The 11,785-nt window shown below is 39.1% G+C and carries 11 protein-coding genes; 9 read left to right on the forward strand and 2 right to left on the reverse strand.

What is annotated here, in order from left to right; genetic code table 11:
* Positions 1 to 183 precede the first annotated feature (183 nt).
* Entirely contained in the window at positions 184 to 1,617 is a 1,434-nt protein-coding gene (locus CIK86_RS01575; protein ID WP_086993196.1) for a DEAD/DEAH box helicase family protein, read from the reverse strand.
* Complete coding sequence (locus CIK86_RS01580) at positions 1,614 to 2,138, reverse strand: hypothetical protein (RefSeq protein WP_086993195.1); 525 nt, start codon at positions 2,136 to 2,138, stop codon at positions 1,614 to 1,616. Before CIK86_RS01580 ends, CIK86_RS01575 begins: the two co-directional genes overlap by 4 nt.
* 100 nt (positions 2,139 to 2,238) lie before the next feature.
* Between CIK86_RS01580 and CIK86_RS01585 the strand changes: the two genes are divergently transcribed.
* From CIK86_RS01585 to CIK86_RS01625, 9 genes are all read left to right on the forward strand, one after another.
* Positions 2,239 to 2,475, forward strand: a complete 237-nt coding sequence (locus CIK86_RS01585; RefSeq protein WP_004588153.1) for a helix-turn-helix transcriptional regulator — start codon at positions 2,239 to 2,241, stop codon at positions 2,473 to 2,475.
* A gap of 148 nt (positions 2,476 to 2,623) precedes the next feature.
* Complete coding sequence (locus tag CIK86_RS01590) at positions 2,624 to 4,090, forward strand: N-6 DNA methylase (protein ID WP_086993194.1); 1,467 nt, start codon at positions 2,624 to 2,626, stop codon at positions 4,088 to 4,090.
* Entirely contained in the window at positions 4,090 to 5,289 is a 1,200-nt protein-coding gene (locus CIK86_RS19195; RefSeq protein ID WP_086993193.1) for a restriction endonuclease subunit S, read from the forward strand. Before CIK86_RS01590 ends, CIK86_RS19195 begins: the two co-directional genes overlap by 1 nt.
* 103 nt (positions 5,290 to 5,392) lie before the next feature.
* Positions 5,393 to 7,888 carry a DEAD/DEAH box helicase family protein gene (locus CIK86_RS01600; RefSeq protein WP_086993192.1) on the forward strand — a complete coding sequence of 832 codons (2,496 nt, stop codon included), beginning with the start codon at positions 5,393 to 5,395 and terminating at the stop codon, positions 7,886 to 7,888.
* Positions 7,889 to 7,945: 57 nt separating this feature from the next.
* Complete coding sequence (locus CIK86_RS01605) at positions 7,946 to 9,031, forward strand: ATP-binding protein (RefSeq protein WP_086993191.1); 1,086 nt, start codon at positions 7,946 to 7,948, stop codon at positions 9,029 to 9,031.
* A 45-nt stretch (positions 9,032 to 9,076) separates the two neighbouring features.
* Complete coding sequence (locus CIK86_RS01610) at positions 9,077 to 9,613, forward strand: DNA-binding protein (RefSeq protein ID WP_086993190.1); 537 nt, start codon at positions 9,077 to 9,079, stop codon at positions 9,611 to 9,613.
* Positions 9,614 to 9,722: 109 nt separating this feature from the next.
* A complete protein-coding gene (locus CIK86_RS01615; protein ID WP_086993189.1) occupies positions 9,723 to 10,124 on the forward strand; it encodes a TIR domain-containing protein in 402 nt (133 codons plus the stop codon).
* Between the two features lie 12 nt (positions 10,125 to 10,136).
* A complete protein-coding gene (locus tag CIK86_RS01620; RefSeq protein WP_086993188.1) occupies positions 10,137 to 11,096 on the forward strand; it encodes a caspase family protein in 960 nt (319 codons plus the stop codon).
* Positions 11,096 to 11,575 (forward strand): toll/interleukin-1 receptor domain-containing protein, encoded by a 480-nt coding sequence (locus CIK86_RS01625; RefSeq protein WP_086993187.1) that lies wholly within the window; start codon positions 11,096 to 11,098, stop codon positions 11,573 to 11,575. Before CIK86_RS01620 ends, CIK86_RS01625 begins: the two co-directional genes overlap by 1 nt.
* Positions 11,576 to 11,785 lie beyond the last annotated feature (210 nt).

The following is an 11,785-nucleotide window of genomic DNA, read 5'->3' on the forward strand; positions in this document are numbered from 1 at the left end:
ATACAGCAGGCTTTCAAATACAGACGGTGTTTCGCCTGCTAAGTTTCAAGAAACGTATTATTCTGAGTTAAAAACTGTCTAGTGAAAGCTGAGAAGTCCACTTAAATTAAATTATGTTTCCTCGTGTAACTGAAATCGATGTTACCAGCAAAATTCTACTTGAGGTCCTAAATTCTAGCGTATTTACCGCAATTCACTTAACCCTAAAGCAATAGCCTCTTGCTGAAAGCGGCCTGATATATTAATAATTCGCTCATAGGCACCGGTTAAAAAATGCTCCTCTGTCGCTTCAGGCCTATTGCTCATAATTGGCTGATCAAAAAAGTCAGCAAAGTTATTAAAATCAAACTGAGCTTTGGAAGATTTTTTACTTTGTTTATTAAAAGTGATATCGCTTGAGTCTGTATCTGCGGTGTTTTTTCCAGCAGGAGTTTCAATCTTTTCAAACTTAACTACATCGGCTTCAAATGGAACATCTTGATTAACTCTATACGCGTACTCTAAAAGCTTAGGTTCGGCGGGCATGTACATAATAGCTTCTTGGTTTTTAGAGTTTGTTACCCTCAGTATACGGCCCAATATTTGCCTAAAATGCATTTCTGTTTTTATGTTTGTAAGGTGGCAGCAAACCTGCAAGCGAGGGATGTTTGTACCTTCGCTAATCATACCAACAGAAATAATCCACTTAGTTTGTGCATGCCTAAACTGCTGAATAATACTTGTAGGTTCACTTTCTCGGTAGGTCACTACAACGCTGTCCTCGTCAAAGTAAGTTCGCATTAGCATAGAGATTTGATGGGCATGCTCAACAGACGATGCAACAATCAACCCCGCGGCATCAGGGTTTTTTAATCTGATTGAAGTAAGCTTTTTTTGAGCGGAAGAAACGATGTATTTTATTACCGCTTCATTTTCAATAACTTCTTGATAAGAAACGCCAGAGTCGGTTAATAACGCTTTAAAGCAGTTAAATGTTTTGGTTTCAGCGTCATCTACAACTGTAATTCGGCTATTATCAACAGCTACTATTTGTGGAACCCGACAAACATTATCTCCAATAGCCTCAGAAAGCCCGTAAACGTAGTCGCACGCTATTTTATTGTTAGGCTGTTGATATGATGAAAGAACAATAGGAGCAGCGTCAGAACGCCAAGGAGTGCCTGTTAAGGCTAATGTGTACTGTGCTTTATTTTGAATGTTAAGTATTATCTGCTCACCCCATGCATTCGCATTGTCAATATTAGAGCCAGCACAATGATGAATTTCATCAAATATTACAAAAACACGATATCGTTCAAATAGCTGCCAAAAGTGCACATCTAAATACTGTAAGCTTTGATAGGTTAAAGCTCTACCTTTAGCGCCAATAAGTCCATCAAATCGTTCATTCGTTTTTAGCTGTAAGCTTTCCTTAAAGTCTTGAGAAACAATTGAAGACGGTGAAAAACAAATGATTAAATCGACCATATTGTTTTTTAATAGTTGATCGGCTAATTCTGAGGCCATTAAGGTTTTACCCGCCCCAGGAGTTGCCAAGGCTAAAAAGTGGCTATCGCCGCTCTGGTATTGTGTAAGCGCTAAATTAATACACTCGGCTTGCCATAGTCTTAGTTTCATATTTTCTCTAATGCTTCGTTTTGCTTCAGTAAGCCTTCAATCGCTCTAATCTTGCCAAGTATTCTGGTATTGTTGTCTCTCGCTTTGTTGTATTGTGGCTGAAGCTCATCGACTAATTCGGGTGACTCCAAATAAAGCTCTTTGTATGCCTCAGATTCCCCCATATTCAATAATAGCTCGGCTTTGTAATGATTTAACTTACTAAGTAATAGCGCGTGTTTATCATCTGCCTTTTCTGTAGTTGCAATAGGTATTGCACTAGCTAGCTGAGTAATTACCTCAACGTTAAAGCTCTCTGTTTTATTGAATCGCGTAAATCCTTTTTTATTTGATACCACCTTTTTTAACCAGCCTTTTTTAACAAGCTTGATCAGTTCGGCATATATACTTCGCCTAACTGCTGTAGGTACTAAAGAAGAATCACTTTTTAATGCTAAGTACGCCGAGCGTACATCACTTGTTGTAAAGTTATCAAAATTTGGTGCAACAATAATTTGAGCTACAAGAGGGTCAAATTTCAAAGTAAATCCTAATAAACTTCTTATAATAATGGGTATTATAGGGCGTGGTAGTTAAGCCCTCAACATGAAAATCTAATCATTTTGCCTTGAGGAAAATCAGGTGAGTGATTTAGTTAAACATTTTGGTGAAAAGCTACGAGAAAAACGCAAAGAAGCAGGCTATTCGCAAGAAGGTTTTGCTGCCTATGTAGGAATAGAGCGCGGTAATTACGGAAAAATGGAAAGAGGTAATGTTAATATTAAACTCGAAACCTTATATAAATTAGTAAACGCATTAAATTGCGAGTTTGAAGAGATACTACCGGCAAGGCAAAAGTATAAAATTGACCTAGACTAACCAAAAGCTACTTGGTACTAATATATTATTAAGTTTTTAATTAATTAGGGTATATTAATCACTATTACCTCAGGAATATAAATAAGCGAGTGAGTTGCTTTTAGTAAAAATCATCTCAAGCTCACTGGCTAACAAGGACTTAATTTACATGTTCGAACAAACTTTTAAAAATATCGACGACATTTTCCATAAAGATGCAGGCTGCTCTAGTGAGCTAGATTACACCGAGCAATCGTCGTGGATGCTATTTTTAAAATACCTTGATGACTTAGAGTTTACAAAGTCTCAGGAAGCCGAATTGATGGCAGAAGACTACCAATACATTATTGATGAAAAGTATCGTTGGAGTTCGTGGGCTGCGCCTAAAACTGCTAATGGTGAGTTTGATCACGATAACGCACTAACCGGCAGTGATTTAATGGACTTTGTCGATGGCGAGTTATTCCCTTACCTTAAAGCTTTTAAGCTTCGTGCAGAGCGCCCAGATACCATTGAATACAAAATCGGTGAGATCTTTAGTGAGATCAAAAACAAAATTCAAAGCGGCTATTCACTGCGTGACGCCCTAGAGAAAGTGGATGAGCTTCGCTTCCGTTCACAAGAAGAAAAGCACGAGCTTTCCCACCTGTACGAAGTAAAAATCAAAAACATGGGCAACGCTGGCCGTAACGGCGGTGAATACTACACACCGCGGCCATTAATCCGCGCGATGATCGATGTATTACAGCCGCAAATTGGCGAAACCATATACGACGGTGCAGCTGGGTCGGCAGGTTTCTTATGTGAAGCATACGACTACCTTCGCCAAGGTGGTGCAAGCCGTAAGCAGCTTTCAACCAGCGACTTAAAAACTCTGCAAGAAAACACCTTTTACGCCAAAGAGAAAAAGTCTTTAGCCTACGTTATCGCCATTATGAACATGATTCTGCATGGCATTGAAGCGCCTAACGTTATTCACACCAATACGCTGAGTGAGAACCTACAAGATATTACCCCAAGCAACCAGCACGACATTGTATTGGCTAACCCGCCATTTGGCGGCAAAGAGCGTAAAGAAGTGCAGCAAAACTTCCCAATTAAAACCGGTGAAACGGCCTTCTTGTTTTTGCAGCACTTTATCAAAATGCTCAAACCTGGTGGCCGTGCCGCTATAGTTATTAAAAACACCTTTTTATCGAATACCGATAACGCCGCCATTGCCTTGCGTAAAGAGCTATTAGAAAACTGCAACTTACACACCGTACTCGATTGCCCAGCCAAAACCTTTTTAGGTGCAGGGGTAAAAACCGTCGTGTTGTTTTTCACCAAAGGCGAACCGACACAAAAAACGTGGTTCTATCAGCTTGATCCTGGCCGTAGTTTGGGTAAAACCAACCCACTAAACGACAATGACTTAAAAGAGTTTATCGAACTACAAAAGGGCTTTGAGGAAAGTGCTAAGTCTTGGTCATTGGCGACTAGCGAATTAGATGATGCAACTTGGGACTTATCGGTTAAAAACCCGAATCAAGCTGAAGAAGCCCCACTGCGTGAACCGCAAGCCATTATTGAAGAAATCATTGCGCTTGATAAAGAGAGCGAAGCAATTCTGGGTAAGATTCAGGAGTTGTTGTGATGGCTTTTGAAATGAAAAAGTTAAACGATGTATGTCGTTTGACTAATGGGAGGGCATATAAAAAGCCTGAAATGCTTAGTGAAGGTAAATACCCTCTCTTGCGGGTGGGAAATTTCTTTAGCAATCGCGCATGGTATTACTCAGATTTAGAGTTAAATGAAGATAAGTACTGTGATAATGGTGATCTACTATATGCATGGTCAGCTTCATTTGGACCGAGAATATGGGATGGGGGTAAAGTAATTTATCATTACCATATTTGGAAAATTAAAATAAATGAAGAGCTAGTTGATAAGGGATATTTGTTCCATTTGCTTGATTGGGATACAGAGCAAATAAAGGCTGAGCAAGGCACCGGTTCAACGATGATCCATGTGACCAAAGGTTCTATGGAGAATCGTTACCTACCATTCCCTCCCATCCCTGAGCAAAAACGCATCGTTACCATCCTCGACCAAGCCTTTGCCGATATAGAACAAGCCCGCGCCAAGACCGAGCAAAACCTCAAAAACGCCCGCGAACTGTTTGAAAGCTATTTACAGCAAGTGTTTAGTCAGCGTAGTGAAGGGTGGGTTGAAACCACGCTTGGAAATTTATCAGACATTAATTATGGCTATACTGAAAAAGCGTCGTTTGAAGCTAATGGACCTCATTTCCTTAGAATAACAGATATTCAGAACAATGATGTAAATTGGGGAAAGGTGCCATACTGCCCAATTTCTAAAGCCGACTATGCCAAACATAAACTGGAAACAGGCGATATAGTTTTTGCTCGAACAGGAGCAACTACAGGTAAGAGTTATTTATTAAGTAACCCACCGGAAGCTGTTGCTGCATCCTATTTAATTAGGCTGAGAGTGAAATCAGATGCGCTGTTACCCGAATTCGTAAAATTCTTTTTTCAAACAAAAGGGTATTGGGATGTCGTAAATGCAGGCATGACTGGTAGTGCGCAAGGCGGTTTCAATGCTTCTAAATTAGCAGCAATGGAGATAACATACCCTGATTGCAGAGATACCCAAAGGGTGTTCGTTGATAAGTTATCTTTAGTTGCTCAGGAAATAGAACAAATAATCAGTAAGTATGAGAAAAAACTAGTAGTCTTAGACGAACTAAAAAAATCCATCTTACAAAAAGCTTTTTCTGGTGAGTTATCGAAAACTCTTGAGGTTGATACAAACAAAGGAGCGGTGGCCTAATGTCACAAGCAAGGACGCGTAACGAAGCACTCTCTATTTACGAGCGTCGAGCGGATTTGATTCGCTATAGTGGCGCAGCAAAAATATTGGGGTTAGTGAAACCATGAGTATGAACGAAGCGGATACTAGAGCAAATCTAATCGACCCTAAGATTGTGGCTGCGGGTTGGGGTGAAGTTGATAACAGCTTTATTCGCCGCGAACTTATCTGCCCTGGCCAAATTATGGCTGGCGGTAAACGTGCTAATAAAGTGCCGTGTGATTATGTGCTGGTATACAAAGGCCGCAAGCTTGCAGCAGTCGAAGCCAAAAAAGAAAGCCTGACCTACAGCGAAGGAGTACGCCAAGCCAAAGACTACGCACAACGCCTGCAATGTCGTATTGCGTATGCCACCAACGGCCATGATATCTACCAGATTGATATGCTCACCGGCATTGAGACGCTGGTAGATGAATATATGTCTCCGCAAGCGTTATGGGATTTAACCTTTGAGCAAAAAGGCGATATACCAGAAGCCTCTTTTACCACCGCTTGGCGTGATGCATTCTCTACTATTCCCTTTGAAGCAAAGGGTGATTGGGCACCGCGTTATTATCAAGAAAACGCCATTCATAATGCCCTTGAAGCCATTGCTCAAGGCAAAAGCCGCATACTGCTTACACTGGCTACCGGTACGGGTAAAACCTGTATTGGCTTTCAAACCGCATGGAAGTTATTTCAAACCCGATGGAGCTTAACCGCACAAAAAGATATAAGTCTTGCTAAAAAGCGCCCGCGTATTTTGTTTTTGGCCGACCGTAATATTTTAGCTAATCAGGCATTTAACGATTTCGGCCCGTTTGGTGAAGATGCCATTGTGCGTATCACCCCTGACGATATTCGTAAAAGAGGCGGCGTACCGAAAAATGCCAGCGTATTTTTTACAATTTTTCATACGCTAATGTGTGGGCCTAAAACCGAATTAAAAGAAGCCACAACAGAAGAAGATGAAAATACACCAATCAAAAAGGCAGAGAACCCGTATTACGAACAATACCCAGCTGACTTTTTTGATTTAATTATTATTGATGAATGTCACCGTGGTGGCGCAAATGATGAAAGTGCATGGCGCGATATTCTTAAACACTTTGCCCCTGCTGTACAGCTAGGCTTAACCGCAACACCCAAGCGTACCGATAACGCTGATACTTATGGTTACTTTGGCGAGCCTGTTTACAGTTATACCCTTAAAGAAGGTATTAACGATGGATTTTTAACGCCATTTAAAGTGTTACCGATTGTTGGCACTATGGATGAGTACAAGTACATAGAGGGGGATGGTGTTGTTGTAAAAGGCGATCCTGAGCCAGGTAAACTGTATAAAGAAGGCGACTTTAATCGCATTATTACCATACCTAAGCGCGAAGAGCGCCGTGTACACTATTGGATGGATCGCTTTAATCCTAAAGAAAAAACTATCGTGTTTTGTGCAACACAAGTTCATGCCGGTATGGTACGCGATTTTATTAATCAGTATGCAGTTAAAAAGGGCTGGACTACTAACACTAACTATTGTGTTCGTGTTACCGCTAACGATGGCGTAGCGGGTGAAAACGACTTAAAAACCTTTTGTGATAACGAAAAAACGATTCCGACAATTTTAACCACATCACGCAAACTCTCTACCGGCGTTGATGCGCGTAACGTACGTAATATTGTGCTCATGCGCCCTTGTACCAATATGATTGAGTTTAAGCAGATTATAGGGCGAGGCACACGTACTTACGATGGTAAAGACTATTTTACCATTTATGATTTTGTAAAAGCCCATCATAACTTTGCTGATCCTGCTTGGGATGGCGAGCCAATACCCAGCGAAGTGTGCCCTGAGTGCGGTACAACCCCGTGCCAATGTGAAGACACTGGTGGCGATGGTGCCGGTGAAAAGAAACCGTGTAAGGTGTGTGAACAAAAGCCGTGTGTTTGTGAAAAGCCAGAGCCTGAAAGCTGTGAAAAATGTGGCGAAAGACCATGTGTGTGTGAAAAGATCGAAATAAAGCTCTCAGACGGCCGTACACGACAAATTAAGCATATATCTTCAGCAATGTACTGGAGTGCAGAAGGCAAGCCCATTACAGCTAAAGAATTTGTTGAACGTATGTTTGACGATTTACCGCACTTTTTTGAAAACGAAGACCAACTACGTGAAATTTGGAGTGACCCAACCACCCGCGAAAAGCTATTAGAAGACTTAACTGAAGCGGGTTACGACAGTGAAAAACTCGACAGCATGAAGGCCGTAATTGATGCTCAAGACAGCGATGTATACGATGTTTTATCGTACGTAGCATATGCCTCAGAGGCACAAACACGCACCGAGCGAGCCCAACAAGCAAAACCTAAAATAAACTCCGCATTTACCGATTATAAACAACAAGAGTTTATAAACTTTATATTAAGTAAATACATTGAAGATGGCGTTCAAGAACTCGCACCTAAAAAAATGCGTAGCCTAGTAGAGCTTAAATACAACACCATTAACGACGCCGCTATTGAGTTTGGATCACCAGCCGCGATACGCGATACGTTTATTGGTTTTCAGAAGTATTTATATGAATAAGAAAGCTCCATTCGGGAAAAGGTTATTAAATTTTTTAGTCGCTAGTAGTGGGGTTGTATGAAAGCGAAAATAGTTGAGTTGCTCACTAATAATCCAGGGTTAAAAGGTAAAGAAATAGCTAGAAAACTAAGCCTTGAAAAAAAGAGCGTAAATTCTTTTTTATACCATGACAAAAGCGGTACATTTATTGAACGACAAAATGAATGGTTTTTAGCTAATATAGGTGCCGTACTTCGATTTGAAAAGAGTGGTTGGCTAACTACTTGTGACTTTGAAGCACTTCTTAAAGAAGGAAGTGATGTTTGGTGTGACTCTATAGAAACTGTAAGATTTGAGTTTTATAACTGCTCAATATTATTAGGTGCTATTTCTAGACTATTATCTTTAGTTAATCAGTTAGCATCTATAGGTAAGCACGTTACTCTTGATTTTACTGGGTGCCCTAAGTCATTTTCATATTTGTGTAGAATTGGATTATTTGAAACTTTTCATGAGTCTGTAACTGTACTTCCTCAGAGAAAAGATAGTTCTTCTTATTATGGTGGTAATAATAAAATAATGGAGTTCGTTTTAATTCCAGCTGAAACACAGCAAACGAACTTACCTGTAAAGCTAAAAAACTCGTTTATCGAATTAGCGGGTGAGCAACATTCCAATGCAGCATTTGGTTTTATTGCTGAATTTATCAACAATATTATTGAGCACTCACAAACCCCGACTCCAGGAGTGGCAGCGCTTCAAGTCTATAATAAAAGTAAAAATAGGACGAAAGTTCAGACTGTTTTTTCTGATAGCGGGAAAGGTATCATTGGTACGCTGAGGCCTGTTTTAGCCGAACGATACCCTCAATTACATAATAAGTACCCTCCGAACAATGAAAATTCAGACATTCATTTATTATATGAGGTTCTGCAGTCTGGCGGTGTAAGTGGTGCCAATGATGTTAACTATTTAGGCCGAGGTTTAGGACTTAAAGTTAGTGCGAGACAAGCTGCAAGGTTTGATGCAACAATTTGTGTAAGGCAAGAAGGATTTGAGCTTACGCTAAATTATGTAGATGGAAAGCTTAATGAATCCAGTTATAGCGCAGATCTCATAAAAATATTTGGAACCCATATATGTTTTGACTTTTATCTGCGTTAATATGCTACAATCTCGTTAAATAAATATAATTAATCAGAACGAATTATGTTGATAAAATTATTAGATATAACAGGCGATACTCTCCCTAATGGGAATGTTAAGGGTAAAGATGTATATTCTAAACTATATAAAATGATTGAGTCCCGACAAGAGCTGGATACATTTGGGATTTCACTTAAAGGTATTGAAGCTACCGACGCTTCTTTTCCGCGAGAAAGTGTTATGGCTTTAGCAAAGCACTACAGAGGAGAAAAGTTTATCTACCTCACAGATCTTCAGGATGAGGATTTAATTGATAATTGGACTTATGGTGCTATTGCAAAAAACCAACCTATGACTGTATGGAATCATACAAAAGTATTTTTTATAGGGCCAGATATGGCCAACTCTGTTAAAGAGCTCACTGATTTTTTAATAATTAAGCAAAAAGTAACAACTAATCAAGTATCTACTCATTTCGATATTACAACGCAAAACGCAAGTACTCGCCTCAAAAATATTTTCAAATTGGGCTATGCCAAAAGAGTTGAAGAAATCGCTGAATCTGGCGGTAAAGAATTTGTTTATAAATTAATTAAATAAATCTGATTAAAAAACTTTATTTAACCAGGTTTGTGGGTTAACCTTGTTTTATTAACCAAATCCACGGGGTCTGGTTAAAAATATATTATTAACCAGAATGAGGTTCCAAATGAAAACTTACCACTTATTTATTTCCCACTCATGGAATTATGGGTATCAATACAACAGCTTAACTACCTTACTTAGAAATAGACCGCTTTTTAACTTTAGGAACTACTCTGTTCCTGAATCAAACCCTATTATTGGAGCAAGAACAGATAAGCAGCTTGAGGTAGCTATTGAGAATAAAGTTAAAGCCAGTTCAGTAGTAATAATAATGATGGGCGTGTACTCAACTTATAGTAAATGGATAAATAAAGAAATCGCCATAGCTAAACGTTTAGGAAAGCCAATTTTAGCTGTAAAACCATATGGGGCAACTAATACGTCTTCAGTAGTTAAAGGTGCAGCAGATGAAATATGTAACTGGTCTACTGAAAGCGTTATTTCAGCAATTCGCCGCTTGGCTTAAGGGAGATAAAAAATGAGAAAAGCTCTTTTTATAGGTGTAAACGACTATACCTTCATTAATAAACTAAGTGGCTGCAATAATGATGCAATAGAGATGGCTTCTATTTTAACAAGACATGCATCAGGTACTCCTAATTTTCACAGTAAAGCTTTTACTACTGCAGAAGATAATCTTAGTAAGCATGCCTTAGAAGCATCAATTCAAGAGCTATTTTCTGGTTCTTGCGATGTTTCATTACTATATTTTGCAGGTCATGGCTGCTTCGATACCAATCTTCATGAAGGAATGATTCTGCCCCAAGATTATAGAAATACAAGCGACGGTATTCGTGTAAGTGACATACTTACTTGGGCTAGTAATGCAACCGAGATAAAAAATAAAATTATTATTCTTGACTGCTGTGAAGCTGGCGGAGCTGGAGAAAGTAAGCAATTGAGAGGTGGCTCAAGTGTAATTAGTGATGGTATTACTATCTTAACTGCATGTAGAAAAGATGAGTATGCGCAAGAGTGTGCCGGACATGGAGTTTTCACTAGACTGTTACTTCAAGCATTGCACGGAGGAGCTGTTAATGTATTAGGGCACGTTACCCCTGGTAGCTTATATTCTTTTGTTGATAATGCACTTGGCCCTTGGGAACAGCGACCTGTTTTTAAAACCAATGTTTCTGAATTTATTTCTTTAAAAGAGCACGCACCACTTGTACCGTTAGAAACACTGAGAAGGTTACCTGAATGGTTTCCTGAAGCTGAGTCAGTATTCGCTTTGACACCATCTCATGAACCAGAACACCCTGACTTTGATCCTAAGTTGGGAGAAGTTTTTTCTCAACTGCAGCAATGCAATAGGCATAGTTTAATAGAACCAGTCGATGCTGAACATATGTACTTTGCAGCGATAAACTCTAAGGGATGTCGTTTGACTGCTCTAGGAGCTTATTACCGTGAATTAGCAAAAAGAGGACATTTCTAATGAGTGTATTTATTAGTTATAAACATTTAGACCGAAATTTAGCCCTGCAGATTGACGAACGGTTAAAAATTAATGGTATTAAGACTTACTTAGATGTTTTAGATGCAGAGTCTCAATCGACAGAAAGTATAACGACAGTCATTACAAAAAATATAGCTATGTGTACTCACTTAATTGCTGTTGTATCGAAAGAAACGGCTACATCTTGGTGGGTACCTTTTGAAATAGGTGAGGCAACAATATCTGCTAAACGGATTGCTTCTTATCGTTCTAGTTATAGCTCTTTACCTGAATATTTAGAGATGTGGCCGAAAATGGATAGTATGCAACACTTGGATTTATTTATTGCAGCATATAAAAATGAGCAGCGAGAATCAGTTTATAATCGTAATATGTTTGAGTCAGTAGGGTCTGTAGGAGTTAAGTCTGCAAGCGACTTCCATAGTACTTTAAAAGCTAAAATTCGCCGTGGTTATTAAATTACATGAACACAAAATTTGTGTCGGTTGTTGAAAAATAGCTGGCATAAATAATAACTATAATCTATCTACCTCCTAAGAAAAATTTTTAATTTTATTAGAAATTAATGTAAGTGATTTTCGTAAGTTAATTTAAGCAGTAAAATCTTTTTTTATCAAAGCATTGGCTTGCCAATTATAAACAACTTACGCTTTTCACCCGAAGTTTCA

Origin of the sequence: Pseudoalteromonas sp. JB197 (assembly GCF_002332205.1) — a bacterium.
GTDB classification, from domain to species: domain Bacteria; phylum Pseudomonadota; class Gammaproteobacteria; order Enterobacterales; family Alteromonadaceae; genus Pseudoalteromonas; species Pseudoalteromonas nigrifaciens.

Excerpts from the sequence above, each read along its gene's own strand:
- CIK86_RS01575 (WP_086993196.1), bottom strand. The coding sequence starts at position 1,617 with ATGAAACTAAGACTATGGCAAGCCGAGTGTATTAATTTAGCGCTTACA.
- CIK86_RS01605 (WP_086993191.1), top strand. The coding sequence starts at position 7,946 with ATGAAAGCGAAAATAGTTGAGTTGCTCACTAATAATCCAGGGTTAAAA.
- CIK86_RS01610 (WP_086993190.1), top strand. The coding sequence starts at position 9,077 with ATGTTGATAAAATTATTAGATATAACAGGCGATACTCTCCCTAATGGG.
- CIK86_RS19195 (WP_086993193.1), top strand. The coding sequence starts at position 4,090 with ATGGCTTTTGAAATGAAAAAGTTAAACGATGTATGTCGTTTGACTAAT.
- CIK86_RS01615 (WP_086993189.1), top strand. The coding sequence starts at position 9,723 with ATGAAAACTTACCACTTATTTATTTCCCACTCATGGAATTATGGGTAT.
- CIK86_RS01590 (WP_086993194.1), top strand. The coding sequence starts at position 2,624 with ATGTTCGAACAAACTTTTAAAAATATCGACGACATTTTCCATAAAGAT.
- CIK86_RS01600 (WP_086993192.1), top strand. The coding sequence starts at position 5,393 with ATGAGTATGAACGAAGCGGATACTAGAGCAAATCTAATCGACCCTAAG.
- CIK86_RS01620 (WP_086993188.1), top strand. The coding sequence starts at position 10,137 with ATGAGAAAAGCTCTTTTTATAGGTGTAAACGACTATACCTTCATTAAT.
- CIK86_RS01625 (WP_086993187.1), top strand. The coding sequence starts at position 11,096 with ATGAGTGTATTTATTAGTTATAAACATTTAGACCGAAATTTAGCCCTG.